Below are 20,150 nucleotides of genomic sequence, written 5' to 3' on the forward strand. Positions count from 1 at the left end.
CGGAGCCCCCGCGCCCGTCCGGCGTCCGCCGCGCGGGAGGCCGGCGGCGGACGCCGGACGGGGCACGTTTCCCGGCCCGCTCCCGCCCGCTCGGCGCGTGGCCGTCCGCAGCCGCCGACGCCGTGGTCCAATCGCCCTGCGCCAGAGCGCATCTGACGAGCACTCAGCGAGGTTGGAGGCAGGCGTCCATGGCTCCACACCGCCGGTCCGGGGCGGGCAGAACGGCACTGGCCCTCCTCACGGCACTTGTGACGTGGGCCGGTACGGCCCTCGCCGGGGCCGCGCCGGCCGCCGCGGCCGAGCCGGTGGTGTCCGTCGCGCCGGGCGTCACCTACCAGCGGTACGACCTCCGGGCGGCCCGGGGTCCGGCCCGCGCCCACGTGCTGAGCGTGGACCTCGCCGACCCCCGGGTGCACCTGGACCTGCTGCACCCCGGGGTGGTCGCGGCGCGCGGGACGGTCTCCGCCCTGGCGCGGGCCCGTGGCGCGGTGGCGGGCGTCAACGGGGACTTCTTCCACATCACCGAGACGCAGCACCCCGGGGTCCCGGCCACCGGGGCGAGCGTGGGACCGGCGGTCGCGGAGGGCCGGGCACTGAAGGCGGCGGTCCCGAAGGGGCAGCGCTTCGGCCCGGAGCTGCCGCCGGGGACGGGCACCGAGGACGTGGTCGGCGTGGGCCTGGACCACCGGGCCCGGCTCGACCGGCTCACCCTGGAGGGCTCCGTGGAGAGCCCCGAGGTCCGGCTGCCGCTGGGCGGGCTGAACCAGTACGCCCTCCCGGTCGGCTCCGTCGGGGCGTTCACCGCCGACTGGGGGCCGGTGTCCCGGCTGCGCGCCACCTGCGGCACCGACACCGACCGGGCGGCACCGTGCAGCGACGACACCCACGAGGTGACGGTGCGCGACGGCCGGGTCGTCGCGGCGTCCGGCTCCCCGGGCGGCGGACCCATCCCGGCCGGCACGACCGTACTCGTCGGCCGGGAGGCGGGCGCACGGCAACTGCGGGCGTTCCGCCTCGGCGAGCCCGTGGAGATCAGCCATCGGCTGCGGGCGTCGGTCTCCGCGGTGCCGCTGCAGTTCGCCGTCGGGGGCTGCCCGGTTCTGCGGGGCGGGCGGCCGGTGACGGGGCTGGAGGACCGCACCTCCGCGGTGCGTACGGCGGTGGGGATCACGGACGGCGGGCGCCGCGTGCTGCTCCTGGGCCTGGACGGCTCGGCACGGTACCGCACCGGCCTGACGATGGCCGAACTGGCCGCCACCATGCGGGACCTGGGGGCCCTGGACGCCTTCAGCCTGGACGGCGGCGGCTCGTCGACCCTCGTCGCACGCACCGGGGACGGGCCGGGCGTCACCGTCCTGAACCACCCGAGCGCCGGTGCGGAGCGCGCCGTGCCCAACGGCATCGGCGTGTTCAGCGCCGGGTGAGCACCCGCACGGCCCGCATGACCCGAACGGCTCTCATGACCCGAACGACCCGCACTGCCCGCACTGCCTCCACTGCCTCCACTGCCTCCACTGCCCTGACAGCCTGCCGGGCCGGCTCGGACCACGGCGCCCGCGCCGCGGCACGCACGTCGCGCCGGCGCCGCGGCCGGAAGGTTCGCCGGCGCACTCCGCACGGCACACCGTCCCGGCCACGGCCCGGCCCGCCGCCCGCGCCGCCTGCCGCCCGCGCCGCCTGCCGCACCCGGCCGGCCCCGTGCTCAGGGCCGCAGGCCGCTCACGATGTCAGCCGTGGCCGTGAGGCCGCTGTACACGGTGGGGGCGATGCTGGTGCCCGCGAGGCAGAAACCGAACAGCGCGCACACCAGGGCATGGGAGACCTTGAGCCCTCCACTGCGCAGGAAGATCACCGCAAGGATCAACAGCAGCAGGACCACAGAGATGGAAACGGCCATCGTCAACCTCCTCCGCCACGCCGGTCGCGTCCGGTTCACGGCGTCCGGCCGCAAGTGTGGCGCAGCGGAGGGGTCGTCCGGGCCGCTGACCTGTCCTCCGAACGTGTGATGTGCGGGCGTGCGGGTGCCGGTGCCGCTGCCGCTGCCGGTGCGGCTCAGCCGGTGCGGCGGGCGTCCAGGAACGCCTCCAGGCCCGCGAGGTCGTCGGTGTTGAGGAGGTCGACGCCGGCCGCGAGGAGCTCGGCCCACAGGGCGTCGCGGGCCGGTCCGGGGGTGTCCGGGGTGGCCCAGAAGCGGAGGGTCCGGCCGCGACGGTGGGCCGCCGCGGTGAGGGCGTGCAGCGTCTGCCGCTCGGCGGCGGGGAACGGCCCGACGCCCTGCCAGGTGAAGATCCTGGTCGAGTTGTCGCTGACGAGGGGCACGAACGAGGCGGGGGCGGGGCCGCCGAGGTCGGTCAGGCGCCCGTCGTAGAAGGCGTGGCGCACCCGCTGGGCCTCCATGGGGGTCCGGGCCGCGCGGTCGCCGGAGACGACGGCGGTGACCGGGCCGGGCAGCACCCTGCCGTGGGCGTAGGTGGTGAACAGGTGCCGGTGGCGGCGCAGACGGCGGTCGAGCTCCAGGTAGGTGGAGGCGCCTTCGGTCTTGATGTCGACGAGCAGCTGGAAGGGCCGCCGGTGGCCGCGGTACACCGAGCCGTGGTGGGTACGGACGCGGGCGGCGAGCGGGTCGAGGTAGAGGGACTCCAGGGTGCGGGCGGGGTCCAGGTCCTCGGGCCCGTGGGCGACGAGCAGTCGGCCGTCGACGAGGTGGATGTCGGCCTCGACGCTGCCGAAGCGGTGGTCGAGGGCGTCGAGAAGGGGGCGGGGGTGCTCGTAGTCGTTGTGCGCGTGGGCCTGCCGGAGCGGGGCGCGGCGGCGGGTGCCGCCCTCGCTCGCGAAGGCGGTGGCGCCGGGCAGGGCCACCGTGCCCGCGACGGCGGCGCCGAAGGCGGTGAGGACTCTGCGGCGGGTGGTGAGGGCCATGCGCTGCCTCCCGTGAAGATGCCGGTGTGGCTCCCCGGCGAGTATGCGGCAGGGACACCTCAAGCAGGGGCGGGCGCACGGGAGTTGGCCGGACCGCCGTCAGCCGTTCACCGGGGCCGCGGCGGGACGGGAGAAGCCCGCCCCCGGACGGGCGGGCTTCCGAGGGGGCGCCGTGCGCGTCAGGGGGCGGGCAGGTCCACCAGGCCGGCCAGCGCGGCACGGTGGGCGCCCGCCGTGCCGTAGGCGAGGGAGTCGGCCTTGGCCCGTTTGAGGTAGAGGTGGACGGGGTGTTCCCAGGTCATGCCGATGCCGCCGTGCAGTTGCAGCGCCTCCTCGGCGGCCCGGACGGCGACCGGGGCCGCGTACGCCTGGGCCACGGCCACCGCGAGGTCCGTCTCCTCGTCGGAGGCGCCCTGTGCCAGGACCGCGGCGGCGTTGCGGGCGGCGGCACGGAGGTTGACGACCTCCAGCCACAGCAGGGCCAGCCGGTGCTTGAGCGCCTGGAAGCCGCCGACGGGCCGGTTGAACTGCTTGCGCTCCTTGAGGTGGCGCACGGTCTCGGTCAACGCCCATTCGGCGAGGCCGAGTTGCTCGGAGGCGAGCAGTCCGGCCCCGGCGCGCAGGGCCCGCCGCACGGCGGGTCCGGCCTCGCCCAGCGGCACACCGGGCGCGCCGTCGAGGGTGACGGTGGCGAGCGGACGGGTCAGGTCGAGGGACACCTGCAGAGTGACGGTGGCCGCCGGCGCGTCGACCGCGTACAGGGTGCCGTCGTCGGCCGGCACCAGCAGCACGTCGGCGGCCACCGCGTCCGCGACGGCGGTGAGTTCGCCGTGCAGCAGCCCGCCGTCGTGCCGGACCGTCCTGGGGGCGGTGCCGGGGGCGGTGCTCAGGGAGACGGCGAGTACGGCGATGCGCCGGCCGGCCGCCAGCTCCGCGAGCAGGTCCGTTCCGGCAGCGCAGGCCAGCAGGGCCTCGGTGGCGACGACGGCGCCGGAGAGGTAGGGCACGGGGGCGACGGCCCGCCCCAGTTCCTCCAGCACGACGGCGGCCTCGCGGTGGGTGGCACCCTGGCCGCCGAGGTGCTCCGGCACCAGGAGCCCGGCCAGGCCCATCCCGTCGGCGAGGGCCTTGAAGGCCCGGAGGTCGTGCGGGGCGTCGGACTCGGTGCGGGCGATGACGCCGGGCGCGTCGCAGTGGTCGGCCAGCAGGCGCCGTACGGCCGCGCGGAGGGCGTCCTCCTCCTCCGAGTACAGCAGGTCGGTCATCGGGCGAGGTCCTTCCAGGCGACGTCCTTGTCGGTGCGCGGCTCCGCGGGCAGGCCCAGGACGCGCTCGGCGACGATGTTGAGCAGGATCTCGCTGGTCCCGCCCTCGATGCTGTTGCCCTTGGACCGCAGGTAGCGGTAGCCGGCCTCGCGTCCGGTGAAGTCCACGAGTTCGGGGCGGCGCAGCGTCCAGTCGTCGTAGGCCAGGCCCTCCTCACCGAGGAGTTCCACCTCCAGGCCGCTGATCTCCTGGTTGAGGCGGGCGAAGCCGAGCTTCATGCCGGCGCCCTCGGGGCCGGGCTGGCCCGACGCGAGCTGCTGGCGCAGGCGTTCGCCGGTCAGTCGGGCCACCTCGGCCTGGACCCACAGGGTCAGCAGTCGCTGGTGCAGGTCGTGGGTGCGCAGCTCGGGGCGCTCGCGCCAGGTCCGCGACACGGGGCCGATCATGCCGCCCTCACGGGGCAGGCGCATGCCGCCGATGGCGACCCGTTCGTTGTTGAGGGTGGTCTGCGCGACCCGCCAGCCGTCGCCGGCCTCGCCGAGGCGCTGGGTGTCCGGCAGGCGTACGCCGGTGAGGAACACCTCGTTGAACTCGGCCTCGCCGGTGATCTGGCGCAGCGGCCGGACCTCGACACCGGGGTCGGTCATGTCGCAGACGAAGTAGGTGATGCCCCGGTGCTTGGGCACGTCCGGGTCGGTGCGGGCGATGAGGATGGCCCAGCGGGCGAGGTGGGCGCTGGAGGTCCACACCTTCTGACCGTCGACCACCCAGTCGTCGCCGTCGCGGACCGCGCGGGTGCCGAGGGCGGCGAGGTCGGAGCCGGCGCCGGGTTCGCTGAACAGCTGGCACCACACCTCCTCACCGGTCCACAGGGGCCGCAGATAGCGCCGCTTCTGCTCGGGTGTGCCGTACTGGAGGATCGTCGGTGCGGCCATGCCGAGGCCGATGCCGATGCGCCGCGGGTCGTTGTCGGGGGCGCCGGCCGCCTGGAGTTCGGCGTCGACAACGGCCTGGAGGCTGCGCGGGGCGCCGAGGCCGCCGAGGCCCTCGGGGAAGTGCACCCAGGCCAGTCCGGCGTCGAAGCGGGCGCGCAGGAAGTCCCGGCGGGTGGTGCCGGCCGGCGGGTGCGCGGCCAGGAACTCCCGGGTGAGGTCACGCAGTCGTGCCGTGTCGGTCATGCCCGCTCCTGCTGTGTGGGGCCGTACTGGGGGCGGCTCACGCGGCGCCCTCCGGGAGGACGGCGATCCGGCCGGTGGTGGTCCCGTCGGCGACGCGCTGCACGGCGGCGGCCGCCTCACCGAGCGGGACGCGCTCGCTGACCAGGGGCTTGATGGCGCCCCGCGCGGCCAGTTCGGTGAGCTGCTCGTGGCAGTGCCGGACCAGCCGGGGGTTCTTGGTGTTGTACAGGCCCCAGTGCAGGCCGAGGATGGCGTAGTTCTTCACCAGGGCGTGGTTGAGGGCGGGGCTGGGGATGGTGCCGCCGGCGAAGCCTACGACCACGATCCGGCCCTCGAAGGCGACGGTCTTGGCGGACTGGGTGTAGGCCTCGCCGCCGACGGGGTCGAAGACGACGTCGGCGCCGTGTCCGCCGGTGGCCTCCTTCACGGCGGCGACGACGTCCTCGGCTCGCCGGTCGATCACCGTGTCGCAGCCCAGTTCGCGGGCGACGGCGGCCTTGGCGGCGCCGCCGACGACGCCGATGACGGTGGCGCCCGCCGCCTTGCCGAGCTGGACTGCGGCGCTGCCGACACCGCCGGCGGCGGCGTGCACCAGCAGCGTCTCGCCGGCCTCCAGCCGGGCCCGCCGGTGCAGCGCGAACCACCCGGTCTGGTAGCCGATGTGCAGGGCGGCGGCCTCGGCGTCGTCCAGCGAACCGGGCGCGGACAGCAGCGCGGCCTCGTCCGCGACGGCGTACTCGGCGAAGCCGCCGTGCGGCAGGGCCGGGGTGGCGATGACGCGGCGGCCGTCCTCGGTCTCGCCGCAGATCTCCACGCCCGGCGTGAACGGCAGCGGCGGGCGGACCTGGTAGTGGCCGCGGCACATGAGCGCGTCGGGGAAGTTGACGTTGGCGGCGCGCACCCTCAGCAGGACCTGGCCGTCGCCGGGCGCGGGCCGCTCGACGTGGTCGAGCCGCATCACCTCGCCGGGCTCGCCGTTCTCGTGCACCTGCCATGCCTGCATAGGGGCCTCCACGGACTGCGTCGTACGACCGGACCAACCGCATACTAAGCGGTCGCTTGCCGATCAGGGAACAGTCCGCCCCGCAGCGGCCCCGGCGACGAGCCGCGCGCCCCGCCGTCCGGCTCCGCCGACCCGTCGTCCGGCTTGCTCCGCCGCCCGCACCGCCCGGCTCTCAGGCCCGTTTCGGACGCGCTCTCACGTGCATCCGCTCGCCCTGCGGTCCGAACAGGCTCAGAAACTCCACGGGCCCCTCCCCCGTCGACCCGAACCAGTGCGGCACCCGCGTGTCGAACTCGGCCGCCTCTCCCGCCGTGAGGACCACGTCGTGCTCGCCGAGGACCAGCCGCAGCTTCCCGGAGAGCACGTACAGCCACTCGTAGCCCTCGTGGGTGCGCGGGTCGGGTTCCTGGGCGCGCTGCGGTTCGAGCACCTTGAAGGCCTGCAGGCCGCCGGGGTGGCGGGTGAGCGGCCAGTGGGTGCGCCCGTGCCGCGCGATCGGTGCGGCCCGCACCCGCGGATCGTCCACCGGCGGCGCGCCGACCAGCTCGTCCAGCGGGACCCGGTGGGCCTGCGCGATCGGCAGCAGCAGCTCCAGCGAGGGCTTGCGCTGCCCGGACTCCAGCCGGGACAGGGTGCTCACGGAGATCCCGGTCGCCTCGGACAGCCCGGCGAGCGTGACCTCCCGCTCCTTGCGCAGGCGGCGCAGCCGGGGGCCCACGTCCGCGAGAACGTCTTCGGTGCTCATGACGGACATTGCAGTTTCGGCAAACCGGTTTGTCAATCCGTCCGCGGTCGCGCGACGGTCTCCCCGGAGGTGGTCACGATGACCCGGAACACGCAGAGCACGGGCACCGCCGAGCGGGCGGACGGGGCGGACGGAACGGATGGAACGGATGGAACGGACGGGATGGACGGGATGGACGGGACGGACGGAATGGGCGGAATGGGCGGGACGGACCGGTACGAGGTGGTCGTCGTCGGCGCGGGCGCGGCCGGCCTGTCCGCCGCGCTGGTCCTGGGCCGCGCCCGGCGGCGCACGCTCGTCGTCGACGCGGGCGAGCCGCGCAACGCGCCGGCCGCACACATGCACGGGTACCTCACCCGGGACGGCATGGCGCCCGGGGAGTTCCTGGCCGCGGGCCGGGAGGAGGTCGCCCGCTACGGGGTCGAGCTGGTCCGGGGCCGGGTGACGGACGTGCACCGGGAGGCGGTGGCAGCCGGCAGCGGGGCGGCGCGCCGCGGGACGGCCGGGCCCGCGGCGGGGGACTTCGCCGTGGCGCTCGACGACGGGCGGACCGTGCACGCCCGCCGCCTGGTCGTCGCCACCGGCCTGCGGGACGAGCTGCCCGCGGTGGACGGCGTCGCGACACGGTTCGGACGGGACGTGCTGCACTGCCCGTACTGCCACGGCTGGGAGGTCCGCGACCGGGCCTTCGGCGTCCTCGCGGCCGGGCCGCAGAGCGTGCACCAGGCGCTGATGGTGTCCCGGTGGTCGAAGGACGTCACGTTCTTCCTGCACCGGGTCTCCGCGTCCGAGCTGCCCGAGCAGGACGTCCGCCGGCTGGCGGCGGCCGGCGTGACGGTGGTGCCCGGGGAGGTGGCGGGGCTCGTGGTCGAGGACGACCGGCTGACCGGGGTGCGCCTGGCGGACGGCACGGTCCACGGCCGGCAGGTGCTGTTCGTCGCGCCCCGGGCCGTCCCGCGCACGGACCTGCTGGTGAAGCTGGGTGCGGAGCTGAAGCAGACGCCGTTCGGCGACTACCCGGTGATCGACGAGCGGGGGCTGACCAGCGTCCCCGGAGTGTGGGCGGCGGGCAACGCCTCGGGCCACTCCGAGCAGGTGGTGAACGCGGCGAGCCGCGGCTACCGGGCCGCCGCCGCGCTCAACGGGGAACTGCTGATGGCCGACCTGGACGCGGCGGCCGGGCAGTAGGCACTCCGGCGGGCCCGGCCGGACGCAGCCGTACCGCGTCCGGCCGCCCGGCCCGGCGCAGCCCGGCGCAGCCCGGCCCGGCGCGGCCCGGACGCCGCCGGGAAGCGGTGCGGGCGCTCAGGCGGCGCCGCGCGATCCGGACGGCGCCCGGACACACGCGCCCGGGGACGGCCCGGCCGCACGGCACCCGCACCCGCACCCGCAGCCGCACCCGCAGCCGCACCCGCACCCGCACCCAGGTGGGGCGCTCCGCCCCGGCCGGGGTGTGCCCGGCGCCGGGGCGTTGCACGATGGCTGCATGCTGCTGGCCCGGCTCGCGGAGGTGTCCCGGGAGGTCGCCGCCACCTCGGCGCGGTCCCGCAAGATCGCCCTGCTCGCCGGGCTGTTCCGGGAGACGGAGGTGCGGGACGTGCCGGTCGTCATCCCGTATCTCGCGGGCCGGCTGCCGCAGGGCCGGCTCGGCCTCGGCTGGAAGGCACTCGCCGAACCGGCGGCGCCCGCCCTCGCACCGCGCCTGACGGTACGCGAGGTGGACACCCGGCTCAGGGCGCTCGGCACGGTCTCCGGACCTGGCTCCCAGGCCGAACGCTCGCGTCTGGTGGGCGAGTTGATGGGTGCGGCCACGGCGGGCGAACAGCGCTTCCTGCGCGGACTGATCACCGGCGAGGTGCGGCAGGGCGCCCTCGACGCGGTGGCCGTGGAGGCCCTCGCGCAGGCCACCGGGGCGCCCTCCACCCAGGTGCGGCGCGCGGTGATGCTGGCCGGGTCGCTGCCGGCGGTCGCCCAGGCACTGCTCGGGGACGGCCCGGCCGCGCTGGACCGCTTCCGGCTGACCGTCGGCCGCCCGGTGCTGCCGATGCTCGCGCACACCGCGTCCTCGGTGGCGGAGGCCGTCGGCAGGCTCGGCGGCTGCGCGGTGGAGGAGAAGCTCGACGGCATCCGCGTCCAGGTGCACCGCGACGGCGCGGACGTCCACGTGTACACGCGGACCCTGGACGAGATCACGGGCCGGCTGCCCGAGGTGACCGCGCTGGCGCTCGGGCTGGCGGGCGAGCGGTTCATCCTGGACGGGGAGGTCGTCTCCTACGGCGCCGACGGCCGGCCGCGCTCGTTCCAGGAGACCGCCGGCCGGGTGGGCTCGCGCGTCGACGTGGCCGCGGCCGCCGAGGCGGTGCCCGTCTCCCCCGTCTTCTTCGACGCGCTGTCCGTGGACGGCCGCGACCTGCTGGACCTGCCGTTCGCGCGGCGGCACGCCGAACTCGCCCGTCTGGTGCCGGAGCCGGCCCGGGTGCGGCAGGCCCTCGCGGCGGGCCCCGGGGACGTGGCCCGGGCCGAGGACTTCCTCGCCGCGGCCCTGGCCCGCGGCCACGAGGGCGTCGTCGTCAAAGCCCTCGACGCCCCCTACAGCGCGGGCCGGCGCGGCGCGTCCTGGCTGAAGGTCAAGCCCGTGCACACGCTGGACCTGGTGGTACTGGCGGCCGAGTGGGGCCATGGCCGGCGTACCGGCAGGCTGTCCAACCTCCACCTCGGGGCGCGCACCGACGACGGCGGCTTCGCCATGCTCGGCAAGACGTTCAAGGGGATGACCGACGCGATGCTGGCCTGGCAGACCGAGCGGTTGCGGCGGATCGCGGTGCACGACGACGGCCGGGTGGTGACCGTACGCCCCGAACTCGTCGTCGAGATCGCCTACGACGGCCTGCAGCGCTCCACCCGGTACCCGGCCGGCGTCACCCTGCGCTTCGCGCGCGTCGTCCGCTACCGGGAGGACAAGCGGGCCGAGGAGGCCGACACCGTGCGGACGCTGCTGGCCGCGCACCCGGGAGCGGCGCCGTGACGTCCGGCCGGCGCAGCGCCGGGCTGCTGCTGTTCCGCCGCGCCGGGGGCAGCCTGGAGGTGCTGCTCGGCCACATGGGCGGCCCGTTCTTCGCGCGCAGGGACGCCGGCGCGTGGACCGTCCCCAAAGGTGAGTACGGTCCCGGGGAGCCGGCCTGGGAGGCGGCCCGGCGTGAGTTCCGGGAGGAGTTGGGGCTCGACCCGCCCGACGGTGCGGCCCTGCCGCTCGGCGAGGTCCGGCAGAGCGGCGGCAAGACGGTCACGGTGTGGGCGGTCGAGGCCGACCTCGACCCGTCCGCCGTGGTCCCCGGGACCTTCACCCTCGAGTGGCCGCCGCGGTCCGGGCGGCTGCGGGAGTTCCCGGAGCTGGACCGGGTGGCCTGGTTCGGCCTGGACCGGGCCCGCACCCGGCTCGTCTCCGCGCAGACCGCGTTTCTGGACCGCCTGGCGGAGCACTCGCCCTGAGCAGACGCGTACGCGTTGCGGCCCCGGCCACGGCGCGGGATCGTCGAGAAACAGCATGCTCCCAGGGAGGTCCGGTCATGCCCATCGCTACGGTGAACCCGGCGAACGGCGAGACGCTCAAGACGTACGAGGCCATGGGCGAGGAGGAGCTGGAGCGCCGGCTCCAGCTCGCCGAGGCCACGTTCCGCACGTATCGCACGAGCGCGTTCACCGACCGCGCCCGCCTCATGAACCGGGCCGCCGAGCTCCTGGAGGCCGACCGGGACGACATCGCCCGGGTGATGACCACCGAGATGGGCAAGCCCCTCGCCCAGGCCCGCGCCGAGGCCGCCAAGTGCGCCAGGGCCATGCGCTGGTACGCCGAGCGCGCCGAGGGCCTGCTGGCCGACGAGGAGCCCGCCGCGCCGGACGTGTCGGACTCCGGCGCGTCCCGGGTGCGGGTGCGCTACCGCCCGCTGGGGCCGGTGCTCGCGGTGATGCCGTGGAACTTCCCGCTGTGGCAGGTGATCCGGTTCGCGGCGCCCGCGCTGATGGCGGGCAACGTGGGCCTGCTGAAGCACGCCTCCAACGTGCCGCAGACCGCCCTGTACCTGGAGGACCTGTTCCACCGGGCGGGCTTCGCGGAGGGCTGCTTCCAGACCCTGCTGATCGGCTCCGGGCAGGTCGACGCGGTGCTGCGCGACGACCGGGTCCGGGCCGCCACCCTCACCGGCAGCGAGCCGGCCGGTCGGGCGGTGGCCGCCACCGCCGGGGAGATGATCAAGAAGACGGTCCTGGAGCTCGGCGGCAGCGACCCGTACGTGGTGATGCCGTCGGCCGACCTCGACCGCGCCGCGCAGGTCGCGGTGACCGCGCGCGTGCAGAACAACGGGCAGTCCTGCATCGCAGCGAAGCGGTTCATCGTGCACGCGGACGTCTACGACGCCTTCGCCGAGCGCTTCACCGCCGGGATGCGGGCGCTGCGGGTCGGCGACCCGATGGCCGAGGACACCGACGTCGGGCCGCTCGCCACCGAGCAGGGGCGCACGGACCTGGAGGAACTGGTGGACGACGCCGTACGCTCCGGAGCGAGCGCGCTGTGCGGCGGGCACCGGCTGCGCCGGCCGGAGCTGCCGGGGTGGTACTTCGCGCCGACCGTGCTCGCCGGGATCACCCGGCGGATGCGCATCCACCGCGAGGAGGCGTTCGGCCCGGTCGCCACCCTGTACCGGGCGGGCGACCTGGACGAGGCGCTGCTGATCGCGAACGACTCGCCGTTCGGGCTGAGTTCGAACGTGTGGACCCGGGACGGGGCCGAGGCGGAGCGGTTCGCGCGCGACCTGGAGGCGGGCGCGGTGTACGTCAACGGCATGACCGCCTCGCATCCGGCGTTCCCGTTCGGCGGGGTGAAGCGGTCGGGTTACGGACGTGAGCTGTCCGGGCACGGAATCCGCGAGTTCTGCAACATCACCACGGTTTGGCACGGTGCCTGAGGGCCGCGCCACTACGATCGCCGGTGTGCGCGAAGTGACTCTGCCGCTGATTGTCGACGACCGCGGCGCCCTGCAGGTGTCCGCGTCCGATGTGAGCAAGCTGCTGCGGACGGTGGGCGCGCGATGGGTGCATCTGGTCGAGGCCGGTGAGGACGGCCTCGACGAGGACACCGTGGCCGCGCTGACGATCGAGCTGGCGAAGCTGGCCGACCGGATCGACGTGGCCTGTATCGCGCACAGCAGCGGCCGGTCCTGACGGTTCCTCACCCGGTTCCCGCCGCGGGCGGTCCGGCCGCTCGCCCGGCCGGCCCCGGCCCGCGCGCCCCGTCCGTCGCGCGGCGGACCCGGTGCGGGTCCGGGACCCCGGCCGGGCGGGGCCCGTCCCCGATACGGAGTAGCCCCGCGCGAGATCGCGGTCCTGCCGGGTGATCGTGGGTGGAGCACCCTCTGAGGTGAACCACCTTCGAAAGCAGGCACGGTTCATGGCGACTTTGTGCAGACCCTCGGTGTCCGTTCCCGAACACGTCATCACGATGGAGGAGACGCTGGAGCTGGCCCGCTCGCGTCATCCCGACCACCCCCAACTGCCGCTGGCCCTGAGGCTGATCGAGAACACCGGGGTGCGTACCCGGCACATCGTGCAGCCGATCGGGGACACCCTGAAGCACCCGGGCTTCGAGCAGCGCAACAAGGTCTACGAGGCCGAGGCCAAGGCTCGCGTCCCCGCGGTCGTGCAGCGCGCGCTGGACGACGCCGAGCTGCTCACCAGCGACATCGACGTGATCATCTACGTGTCGTGCACGGGCTTCATGATGCCCTCGCTCACCGCCTGGCTGATCAACGACATGGGTTTCGACTCCACCACCCGCCAGCTGCCCATCGCCCAGCTGGGCTGCGCGGCGGGCGGCGCGGCGATCAACCGGGCCCATGACTTCTGCACGGCCTACCCGGACGCGAACGCACTCATCGTGGCCTGCGAGTTCTGTTCACTGTGCTATCAGCCCACCGACCTCGGTGTGGGGTCGCTGCTGTCCAACGGACTGTTCGGGGACGGCATAGCCGCCGCCGTGGTCCGCGGCCGGGGCGGCACCGGCGTACGGCTGGAGCGCAACGGCTCGTACCTGATCCCCAAGACCGAGGAGTGGATCATGTACGACGTGCGGGCGACCGGTTTCCACTTCCTGCTGGACAAGCGGGTGCCGGCCACCATGGAGCCGCTCGCCCCGGCGCTCCGGGAGCTCGCCGGACAGCACGGGTGGGACGCCGCGGACCTGGACTTCTACGTCGTCCACGCGGGCGGTCCGCGCATCCTGGACGACCTGAGCACGTTCCTCCAGGTCGACCCGCACGCCTTCCGGTTCAGCCGGGCCACCCTCACCGAGTACGGCAACATCGCCAGCGGCGTCGTCCTGGACGCACTGCGCCGGCTGTTCGACGAGGGCGGACCCCGCGAGGACGCGCGCGGGCTGCTCGCCGGGTTCGGGCCCGGCATCACCGCCGAGATGTCCCTGGGCCGCTGGCAGTGCGACGAGACAGGCTGAGATGAGCGACGAGACGATCACCGAGACCGCTCCGCCGGTCCGCGACTGGCCGGCGCCGGACCTGTCCGGCACCGACTTCGACCCGGTCCTCGCCGAACTGATGCGCGAGGGCCCGGTCACCCGGATCCGGCTGCCCAACGGCGAGGGCTGGGCCTGGCTGGTCACCCGCCACGACGACGTGCGGATGGTCACCAACGACCCGCGGTTCGGCCGCGAGGCGGTCATGGACCGGCCGGTCACCCGGCTGGCTCCGCACTTCATCCCGGCCCGCGGCGCCGTCGGCTTCCTCGACCCGCCCGACCACACGAGGCTGCGCCGTGCGGTGGCGCCGGCCTTCACGGCCCGGGGCGTGGAGCGGATCCGCGAGCAGGCCCGCCGGACGCTCGACGCCATGGTCGACGAGCTGCTGCGGGCCGGCCCACCCGCCGACCTGGTCGAGACGGTGCTGGGGCCGTTCCCCATCGCGGTGATCTGCGAGCTGATGGGCGTCCCGGCCGGCGACCGGCACGCCATGCACACCTGGACCCAGCTCATCCTGTCCTCCGCGCACGGCGCCGAGGTCAGCGAGAGGGCCCGCAACGAGATGGGCGCCTGCTTCGCCGACCTGATCGGGCTGCGCCGGGACGGCACCGGCGAGGACGTCGCCTCGCTGCTCGGCGCGGCGGTGGACCGCGGCGAGATCACCCTGGACGAGGCGGTCGGGCTCGCGGTGCTGATCCAGATCGGCGGCGAGGCCGTGACCAACAACAGCGGGCAGATGTTCTACCTGCTGCTGACCCGTCCCGAGCTGGCCGGCCGGCTGCGGGCCGAGCCGGAGTGCCGGCCGCGGGCCATCGACGAGCTGCTGCGCTGGATCCCGCACCGCAACGCCGTCGGCCTGTCCCGGATCGCCCTGGAGGATGTCGACCTGAGGGGCCACCGCATCCGCGCGGGGGACGCCGTCTACGTGTCCTACCTGGCGGCCAACCGCGACCCGGAGGTGTTCGCCGACCCCGACCGGATCGACCTGGACCGCAGCCCCAACCCGCATGTCGCGTTCGGCTTCGGGCCGCACTACTGCGTGGGCGGCATGCTGGCCCGGCTGGAGTCGGAACTGCTGGTCGACGCCCTGCTGGACCGGGTGCCGGGGCTGCGCGCCGCCGTGCCGCCGGAGCAGGTGCCGTTCCGCAAGGGGGCGCTGATCCGCGGCCCCGAGGCACTCCCCGTCACCTGGTGAGGTGCCGATGACCGCGACGGAGGGGCTCCTGGTGCCGCCGGGCCACGGCCGGGTGGTGCGGGCACCCGCCCACGAGGTCACCTTCAAGGTGACCGGCGCCCACTCGCGGACGGCGTCCGCGTTCGAGGTCGTCGTCCCGCCCGGGTTCGACGTCGGCGCGCATGTGCACACCCGCAGCGAGGAACTGTTCTACGTGCTGGAGGGCGAGCTGGACGTGCTCGCCTTCGAGCCGCGGGTGCGCACCCCGGACAACTGGCGGCGCTGGGAGTCGGTCTCGGGCAACCGGGTGGTGCGGGCGAGGCCGGGCACCGTCATCGCCGTACCGCCGGGCTGTCCGCACGCGTTCGCCAACCCGACCGGGGAGCCGGCGAAGATGTTCTTCCAGGCGTCGCCTCCCCCGGACCACGAGCGGTACTTCGAGGAGTTGCTGGAGATCCTGCGCGGCGGCGGTGCGCCGGACCATGCGGCGATCGAGGAGCTGCGCGCACGCTACGACATCGAGCAGCTGACGCCGCTCCGGCACGGCTGACCCGGGCGGCGGCGGGCCACCGGGCCCGCCGCCGTCCCCGGCCGTCCCGTCCCCGGCCGTCCCGCCTTAGGAGCGCACCGGAGGCGGGACGGCGGGGGCGCCGGGGACCGGCCGGGGAGGGCGGGTCCGCCGGGTCAGCGGATGGGCACGCCGGACAGGGTGCGGGCGATCACCAGCCGCTGGATCTCGCTGGTGCCTTCGAAGATGGTGTAGATGGCGGCGTCCCGGTGCATGCGCTCCACCGGGTACTCCCGCGTGTAGCCGTTGCCGCCGAGGATCTGTATCGCCTGCGCCGTCACCTCCTTGGCCGTCTCGGAGGCGAACAGCTTCGACATGGAGCCCTCCGCCGCGGTGAACGGCCTGCCGTTCACCGCCATCCAGGACGCGCGCCAGACCAGCAGCCGCGCCGCGTCGATCCGGGTGCGCATGTCCGCGAGCTGGAAGGCCACGCCCTGGTTGTCGATGACGGGACGGCCGAACTGCTCCCGCGTGCACGCGTAGTCGAGGGCCACCTCGTACGCGGCGCGCGCGGTGCCGACGGCCATCGCGCCGACCGCCGGCCGGGAGGCCTCGAAGGTGGCCATCGCCGCGTTCTTCACGCGCCCGCCGCCCGCGCGGGCCTTCTCCCGGGCACGGGCCAGCCGCTCGTCCAGCTTCTCCTTGCCGCCCAGCAGGCAGGAGCCCGGCACCCGGACGTCGTCGAGGACGACCTCGGCGGTGTGCGAGGCGCGGATGCCGTGCTTCTTGAACTTCTGCCCCTGGGACAGTCCCGCCGTGTGCGGCGGGACGATGAAGGAGGCGTGACCCTTGGAACCGAGGTCGGGGTCGACGACCGCCACGACCACGTGGACGTTGGCGATACCGCCGTTCGTCGCCCAGGTCTTGGTGCCGTTCAGCACCCACTCGTCCCTGGCCTCGTCGTACACCGCGCGGGTCCGCATCGAGGCGACGTCGGAGCCGGCGTCCGGCTCGGAGGAGCAGAAGGCGGCGACCTTCACGTCGCCCGCGTCCCCGTACATCTGGGGGATCCAGGTGCCGACCTGCTCCTGGGTGCCGTTGGCGAGGACGCCCACGGCGGCCAGACCGGTGCCGAGGATCGACAGGGCGATGCCGGCGTCGCCCCAGAACAGCTCCTCGGTGGCCATCGGGATGCCGAGGCCGGTCGGGTCGAAGTACTGCTGCGCGTAGAAGTCCAGGGAGTAGATGCCGACCTTGGCGGCCTCCTGGATGACCGGCCAGGGCGTCTCCTCGCGCTCGTCCCACTCGGCGGCCGCGGGCCGGATGACGTCGGCGGCGAAGCCGTGCAGCCAGTCCCGGACCTCCTTCTGCTCGTCGTTGAGCTCCATGGTGAACTCGGCCATGTCCCCTCCAGCGGCGGCACCTGCATGTTACTTGCGGTAACCGAAGTCTGTTACCGGCGGGTAGAGAAAGTCAACTCGTCCTCCGCCCCCGGCATCCCGTTCGATGCGCGCGGCCTGCCGGGTGTTAGTTTGCGCTGGCGTCACCGAATCAGCACGGGTGGGGAGAACTCATGGACACCACACAGCGGGCCGAGCAGCCGAGGTCCGCCGACCGCCGACGGCGCGAGCTGCTGGAGGCCGCTGACCGGGTGGTGCTCCGGGACGGCCCGCAGGCCTCCATGAACGCGATCGCCGCGGAGGCCGGCATCACCAAGCCGATCCTCTACCGGCACTTCGGCGACAAGGGCGGCCTGTACGCCGCGCTCGCCAAACGCCACACCGACGCGCTGCTGGCCTCGCTGCGGGCCGCGCTGGACGCCCCCGCGGACCGGCGCGAGCGGGTGGAGGCCACACTCGACACCTACCTCGCCGCCATCGAGGCGCGCCCCCAGGTCTACCGCTTCCTGATGCACCCCTCGGAGGGCGGCCAGCCCGGGGACGCGGGCTTCGACGTGGGCCGGCACAGCGCCCCGCTGCTGCGCAGGATGGGCGAGGAACTGGCCACCGTCATCGAGGAGCGCCTCGACCTCGGGCCGGGCACCGGGCAGCTGGCCCGGGTGTGGGGGCACGGCATCGTCGGCATGATGCATGCCGCCGGAGACTGGTGGCTGGGCGAACGGCCCTGCTCCCGCACGGAGTTGGTGCGCAGCCTGGCCGACCTGCTGTGGGGGCGGCTGGCCGCGGCGGGCGACCGCGTGGGCGGGCCGGGGTTCTAGGGCGTGTTTCGAAAGTAGCGTCGTCTGCCCGAAGGGCAGGCCTGGCGGCGTCTGGTGCGTGCGATCGCAAGGCGGAGGGTCGCCCCGATACTGGATGTATCGGGGCGAGCCCGACAACGCGGCGAGCGTGCGTGCCAGACGCCGCCAGGCAGGCGGGACTTTCGAAACACGCCCTAGGTGACTGGTGTTAAGCGGGTCTTCCTGAGTGTGCCGGTTCGCCATGGAGGGTGTCAGGATCGTGTCGGCGGCTGGTGACAGGGCGACTTGTGGACGGTTCGTGTCCGGCCTGATGGCTGTTGAGGGGGTGATGCGACCGCGGTCGAGTCGCTCGCGTGCCTCTGAGCCCCTTCCGGGTGGTCAGCCGGTGGCGATGGCCCAGTTTCCAGCGGCTGTGGACATGATTCCGAGCACGCCGAGCCGCGCGATGTTGGCGGCGGCGGCCAGCAGGGAGAAGTCGGCGGCGACCTTGGCCCGCCCCCGCACCCGGGCCCGGCGTCCGCCGTGTCGCCGCCGCATGAGGTGGGCGATCTTGCGTTCGACCTTGGGCCGGGTGGCCCGGTAGGTAGCCAGCCAGGCCGGGTCGGCGCTGCGTGCCCGGCCGCGTGCCAGGTGTTCCTCGTGCGGGCCGATGGTGATGACGCGTCCGTCCCTGGCGGTCGTGCACTGGGCCGCGAGCGGGCAGGCGGCGCAGGCGGCCTTGAAGCAGGCCGCCCCACGGCCGTCGGACTTCGGGCGGATGGGGACGGTCACCTGGTTCGGGCAGGTGACCTGCCCCGCCCCCAGGTCGACGGTGAAGGCGTCCTTGGAGAACCGTCCGCCGGGCGCGTTGGCGGCCTGCACTTTGACCATCACCTCGACGCCGGCCCCGTCCAGCTCGGCCAGCAGCGGTCCGGTCCCGTAGGCGGCGTCGCCGTAGACCTCGGCCCGCTCACCCGCGGCCCCTTCGTTCGGGGCGGGCGCGTTCAGGACGTCGGCCAGCAGCTCGGCGGCGGGCTCGGCGTCGCCGGCGTTGCCCGCAGTGACTGCGGTTGCGGTGATGACCTCGCTGTCGGGGTCTTCGGCCACGTGCCCCTTGTAGCCGTCGAAGGACCGGTTGACGGTTTTGTGCCCGTGCCGGGCCTCGGGATCGACCGTGGAGATGACCCGGTCCGTGGCCACCTTCCGGGCAATCCGGAACACTCCGTCACCGTCCTGGTCCAGGTCCTGGCCGAGCACGGTGGCCAGCAGGCGCGCGGCCTGGTCCGCCTCCGGCTCCAGCACCCGGCCCTCCAGCACGGCCAAGAGCGCGTACCCGTCCCGGGCCCGCGAATCGATCAGCGCCTCCCGCTCACCGGCGTCCGTCCAGTCGATGACCGGCTTGGCCGTGTCGGTGTAGGCATCGCCGCTGGTCAGTTGCGCCCGCAGCTCGGCCCGCAGCCCGTGATCGGCCGCCCGCAGCAGGCCGCGGACGGCCGAGCGGATCAGCGTGATGGTGTCCTGCGTGGCCACGGCGTCATAGACCGGAGCCGAGTCCAGCACCCGCCGACGACCCACCAGCCCGGCCTGGGCGGCCACGTCCACCGTCCGCTCGAAGATCCGGTCCGGGCGGGCGGACGCGGCCAGCCGCGCGCGCATGTCCACCAAGACGGTGTGCACGAACCCGGGATGATCGAAGTCCAGCCCGCCGGCGGCGTACTTCCAGCGGACATCGAATGCGAACCGCTCGACCGCTTCACGGTCGGACAAGCCTTCCAGGCGCTGCAGGACCATCACGACCGCCACGATCACCGGCGGCACCGACCTGCGGCCGTCCTCGGCGAACAGATCGGCGAACATCTCATCGGGGAACAACGCCCGGCACTCGCGGTGCAGCACCGCGTAGATCGAGTTCGGCGCCAGCCGACCCTCGCAGAAACCCGCCGTGGAGGAGAGCAACCCCGGCTGCATCGGGGTCCGGCCCACTGCCATCGCTCAACCTCTCCCCACACCCAGCGACCAACACCAAGCAGCCTGGCACACGTTGAAGAACCGACGCGAGCTCACACGATTAACACCAGTCACCTAGGGCGTGCTCCAGGGGGCCCGGGCGACCCGGCGCATCAGCCGGCGGTGGCGCAGCCCCGTGACCCGCTCCGGGTAGAGCGTGCCCTCCAGGTGGTCGTACTCGTGCTGGAGGCAGCGCGCGAAGAAGCCCGTGCCGTGGAGAGTCACCGGCTCGCCGGTCAGGGTGCGGCCCTCCAGCACCGCGTGGTCGTGGCGCACCGTGCCCGCCTCCAGGCCCGGCAGGGACAGGCAGCCCTCCGGGCCGCGGATCTCGACGCCGTCCGCCGCCACCAGCCGGGGGTTGACGACATGTCCCCGATGGCGCACGTCCTCGTCGTCGGGGCAGTCGTAGACGAACACCCGCAGCGGCTCGCCCACCTGGTTCGCGGCCAGGCCCACGCCGTTCGCGGCGTACATGGTCGCGAACAAGTCCTCCACGAGGGCGGCGAGTCCGGGGCCGAAGTCGGTGACCTCGGCGCACCGGGCGCCGAGCACCGGGTCACCGAACAGGGTGAGGGGCCGGACGCGCCCGCGGGCGCCCGGGATCGAGCCGTGTCGCATGGCGGCAAGGGTACGGTCTTGCCAGCCGCGTCCC

At 74.4% G+C, this 20,150-nt stretch carries 19 protein-coding genes; 10 read left to right on the forward strand and 9 right to left on the reverse strand.

Annotated features, from left to right (window positions below; translation table 11 throughout):
• Nucleotides 1-188: 188 nt before the first annotated feature.
• Nucleotides 189-1,424 carry a phosphodiester glycosidase family protein gene (locus AC5K6T_RS19050; RefSeq protein ID WP_493210537.1) on the forward strand — a complete coding sequence of 412 codons (1,236 nt, stop codon included), beginning with the start codon at nucleotides 189-191 and terminating at the stop codon, nucleotides 1,422-1,424.
• Nucleotides 1,425-1,702: 278 nt separating this feature from the next.
• On the opposite strand, the gene AC5K6T_RS19055 is transcribed toward AC5K6T_RS19050, so the two are convergent.
• The 6 genes from AC5K6T_RS19055 to AC5K6T_RS19080 all read right to left on the reverse strand — a co-directional run bounded on the left by AC5K6T_RS19055 (nucleotide 1,703) and on the right by AC5K6T_RS19080 (nucleotide 7,110).
• The gene (locus AC5K6T_RS19055) at nucleotides 1,703-1,897 is read right to left on the reverse strand and encodes a hypothetical protein (RefSeq protein WP_493210538.1); all 195 of its coding nucleotides are present in this window, start codon (nucleotides 1,895-1,897) and stop codon (nucleotides 1,703-1,705) included.
• 155 nt (nucleotides 1,898-2,052) lie between these two features.
• Complete coding sequence (locus AC5K6T_RS19060; RefSeq protein WP_493210539.1) at nucleotides 2,053-2,919, reverse strand: phosphatidylinositol-specific phospholipase C/glycerophosphodiester phosphodiesterase family protein; 867 nt, start codon at nucleotides 2,917-2,919, stop codon at nucleotides 2,053-2,055.
• Nucleotides 2,920-3,098: 179 nt separating this feature from the next.
• Nucleotides 3,099-4,184 (reverse strand): acyl-CoA dehydrogenase family protein, encoded by a 1,086-nt coding sequence (locus tag AC5K6T_RS19065; RefSeq protein WP_493210540.1) that lies wholly within the window; start codon nucleotides 4,182-4,184, stop codon nucleotides 3,099-3,101.
• Nucleotides 4,181-5,362 carry an acyl-CoA dehydrogenase family protein gene (locus tag AC5K6T_RS19070; RefSeq protein ID WP_493210541.1) on the reverse strand — a complete coding sequence of 394 codons (1,182 nt, stop codon included), beginning with the start codon at nucleotides 5,360-5,362 and terminating at the stop codon, nucleotides 4,181-4,183. The genes AC5K6T_RS19065 and AC5K6T_RS19070 overlap by 4 nt, the downstream gene beginning before the upstream one ends.
• Nucleotides 5,363-5,399: 37 nt before the next feature.
• On the reverse strand, nucleotides 5,400-6,365 hold the full coding sequence (locus AC5K6T_RS19075; protein WP_493210542.1) for an NADPH:quinone oxidoreductase family protein: 966 nt from the start codon (nucleotides 6,363-6,365) through the stop codon (nucleotides 5,400-5,402).
• 172 nt (nucleotides 6,366-6,537) lie between these two features.
• The gene (locus tag AC5K6T_RS19080; RefSeq protein WP_493210543.1) at nucleotides 6,538-7,110 is read right to left on the reverse strand and encodes a helix-turn-helix domain-containing protein; all 573 of its coding nucleotides are present in this window, start codon (nucleotides 7,108-7,110) and stop codon (nucleotides 6,538-6,540) included.
• A gap of 189 nt (nucleotides 7,111-7,299) precedes the next feature.
• Here AC5K6T_RS19080 and AC5K6T_RS19085 point away from each other — a divergent pair, with 189 nt between their 5' ends.
• The 8 genes from AC5K6T_RS19085 to AC5K6T_RS19120 all read left to right on the forward strand — a co-directional run bounded on the left by AC5K6T_RS19085 (nucleotide 7,300) and on the right by AC5K6T_RS19120 (nucleotide 15,357).
• The gene (locus AC5K6T_RS19085; protein ID WP_493210871.1) at nucleotides 7,300-8,298 is read left to right on the forward strand and encodes an NAD(P)/FAD-dependent oxidoreductase; all 999 of its coding nucleotides are present in this window, start codon (nucleotides 7,300-7,302) and stop codon (nucleotides 8,296-8,298) included.
• Between the two features lie 298 nt (nucleotides 8,299-8,596).
• A complete protein-coding gene (locus AC5K6T_RS19090) occupies nucleotides 8,597-10,135 on the forward strand; it encodes an ATP-dependent DNA ligase (RefSeq protein WP_493210544.1) in 1,539 nt (512 codons plus the stop codon).
• Entirely contained in the window at nucleotides 10,132-10,599 is a 468-nt protein-coding gene (locus AC5K6T_RS19095) for an NUDIX hydrolase (protein ID WP_493210545.1), read from the forward strand. The genes AC5K6T_RS19090 and AC5K6T_RS19095 overlap by 4 nt, the downstream gene beginning before the upstream one ends.
• Before the next feature lie 77 nt (nucleotides 10,600-10,676).
• Entirely contained in the window at nucleotides 10,677-12,071 is a 1,395-nt protein-coding gene (locus AC5K6T_RS19100; RefSeq protein ID WP_493210547.1) for an NADP-dependent succinic semialdehyde dehydrogenase, read from the forward strand.
• Nucleotides 12,072-12,096: 25 nt separating this feature from the next.
• Complete coding sequence (locus AC5K6T_RS19105; RefSeq protein ID WP_493210548.1) at nucleotides 12,097-12,327, forward strand: DUF6213 family protein; 231 nt, start codon at nucleotides 12,097-12,099, stop codon at nucleotides 12,325-12,327.
• Between the two features lie 226 nt (nucleotides 12,328-12,553).
• Nucleotides 12,554-13,612, forward strand: coding sequence for a type III polyketide synthase (locus AC5K6T_RS19110; protein WP_493210550.1), 1,059 nt, complete (start codon nucleotides 12,554-12,556; stop codon nucleotides 13,610-13,612).
• A gap of 1 nt (nucleotide 13,613) precedes the next feature.
• Nucleotides 13,614-14,828, forward strand: coding sequence for a cytochrome P450 (locus AC5K6T_RS19115; protein WP_493210552.1), 1,215 nt, complete (start codon nucleotides 13,614-13,616; stop codon nucleotides 14,826-14,828).
• A gap of 7 nt (nucleotides 14,829-14,835) precedes the next feature.
• On the forward strand, nucleotides 14,836-15,357 hold the full coding sequence (locus AC5K6T_RS19120; protein ID WP_493210553.1) for a cupin domain-containing protein: 522 nt from the start codon (nucleotides 14,836-14,838) through the stop codon (nucleotides 15,355-15,357).
• A 134-nt stretch (nucleotides 15,358-15,491) separates the two neighbouring features.
• On the opposite strand, the gene AC5K6T_RS19125 is transcribed toward AC5K6T_RS19120, so the two are convergent.
• On the reverse strand, nucleotides 15,492-16,718 hold the full coding sequence (locus AC5K6T_RS19125; protein ID WP_493210554.1) for an acyl-CoA dehydrogenase family protein: 1,227 nt from the start codon (nucleotides 16,716-16,718) through the stop codon (nucleotides 15,492-15,494).
• Nucleotides 16,719-16,888: 170 nt separating this feature from the next.
• On the opposite strand from AC5K6T_RS19125, the gene AC5K6T_RS19130 reads away from it, so the two are divergent.
• Nucleotides 16,889-17,533 carry a TetR/AcrR family transcriptional regulator gene (locus tag AC5K6T_RS19130; RefSeq protein WP_493210556.1) on the forward strand — a complete coding sequence of 215 codons (645 nt, stop codon included), beginning with the start codon at nucleotides 16,889-16,891 and terminating at the stop codon, nucleotides 17,531-17,533.
• 357 nt (nucleotides 17,534-17,890) lie between these two features.
• On the opposite strand, the gene AC5K6T_RS19135 is transcribed toward AC5K6T_RS19130, so the two are convergent.
• Together AC5K6T_RS19135 and def are read right to left on the reverse strand one after the other, a co-directional pair.
• Complete coding sequence (locus AC5K6T_RS19135) at nucleotides 17,891-19,480, reverse strand: IS1182 family transposase (protein WP_493204997.1); 1,590 nt, start codon at nucleotides 19,478-19,480, stop codon at nucleotides 17,891-17,893.
• Nucleotides 19,481-19,573: 93 nt separating this feature from the next.
• Nucleotides 19,574-20,116: a peptide deformylase gene (gene def / locus AC5K6T_RS19140; RefSeq protein WP_493210558.1), complete on the reverse strand. Its 543-nt coding sequence runs from the start codon at nucleotides 20,114-20,116 to the stop codon at nucleotides 19,574-19,576.
• Nucleotides 20,117-20,150 lie beyond the last annotated feature (34 nt).

It is taken from the genome of Streptomyces sp. B8-7, from assembly GCF_058833805.1.

What these genes read in the sequence shown, in the direction of transcription:
- AC5K6T_RS19085 (WP_493210871.1), top strand. Translation starts at nt 7,300, where the DNA reads ATGGGCGGAATGGGCGGGACGGACCGGTACGAGGTGGTCGTCGTCGGC.
- AC5K6T_RS19100 (WP_493210547.1), top strand. Translation starts at nt 10,677, where the DNA reads ATGCCCATCGCTACGGTGAACCCGGCGAACGGCGAGACGCTCAAGACG.
- AC5K6T_RS19065 (WP_493210540.1), bottom strand. Translation starts at nt 4,184, where the DNA reads ATGACCGACCTGCTGTACTCGGAGGAGGAGGACGCCCTCCGCGCGGCC.
- AC5K6T_RS19050 (WP_493210537.1), top strand. Translation starts at nt 189, where the DNA reads ATGGCTCCACACCGCCGGTCCGGGGCGGGCAGAACGGCACTGGCCCTC.
- AC5K6T_RS19125 (WP_493210554.1), bottom strand. Translation starts at nt 16,718, where the DNA reads ATGGCCGAGTTCACCATGGAGCTCAACGACGAGCAGAAGGAGGTCCGG.
- AC5K6T_RS19135 (WP_493204997.1), bottom strand. Translation starts at nt 19,480, where the DNA reads ATGGCAGTGGGCCGGACCCCGATGCAGCCGGGGTTGCTCTCCTCCACG.
- AC5K6T_RS19090 (WP_493210544.1), top strand. Translation starts at nt 8,597, where the DNA reads ATGCTGCTGGCCCGGCTCGCGGAGGTGTCCCGGGAGGTCGCCGCCACC.
- AC5K6T_RS19110 (WP_493210550.1), top strand. Translation starts at nt 12,554, where the DNA reads ATGGCGACTTTGTGCAGACCCTCGGTGTCCGTTCCCGAACACGTCATC.
- AC5K6T_RS19075 (WP_493210542.1), bottom strand. Translation starts at nt 6,365, where the DNA reads ATGCAGGCATGGCAGGTGCACGAGAACGGCGAGCCCGGCGAGGTGATG.
- AC5K6T_RS19055 (WP_493210538.1), bottom strand. Translation starts at nt 1,897, where the DNA reads ATGGCCGTTTCCATCTCTGTGGTCCTGCTGCTGTTGATCCTTGCGGTG.
- AC5K6T_RS19130 (WP_493210556.1), top strand. Translation starts at nt 16,889, where the DNA reads ATGGACACCACACAGCGGGCCGAGCAGCCGAGGTCCGCCGACCGCCGA.
- AC5K6T_RS19080 (WP_493210543.1), bottom strand. Translation starts at nt 7,110, where the DNA reads ATGAGCACCGAAGACGTTCTCGCGGACGTGGGCCCCCGGCTGCGCCGC.
- def (WP_493210558.1), bottom strand. Translation starts at nt 20,116, where the DNA reads ATGCGACACGGCTCGATCCCGGGCGCCCGCGGGCGCGTCCGGCCCCTC.
- AC5K6T_RS19060 (WP_493210539.1), bottom strand. Translation starts at nt 2,919, where the DNA reads ATGGCCCTCACCACCCGCCGCAGAGTCCTCACCGCCTTCGGCGCCGCC.
- AC5K6T_RS19120 (WP_493210553.1), top strand. Translation starts at nt 14,836, where the DNA reads ATGACCGCGACGGAGGGGCTCCTGGTGCCGCCGGGCCACGGCCGGGTG.
- AC5K6T_RS19070 (WP_493210541.1), bottom strand. Translation starts at nt 5,362, where the DNA reads ATGACCGACACGGCACGACTGCGTGACCTCACCCGGGAGTTCCTGGCC.
- AC5K6T_RS19115 (WP_493210552.1), top strand. Translation starts at nt 13,614, where the DNA reads ATGAGCGACGAGACGATCACCGAGACCGCTCCGCCGGTCCGCGACTGG.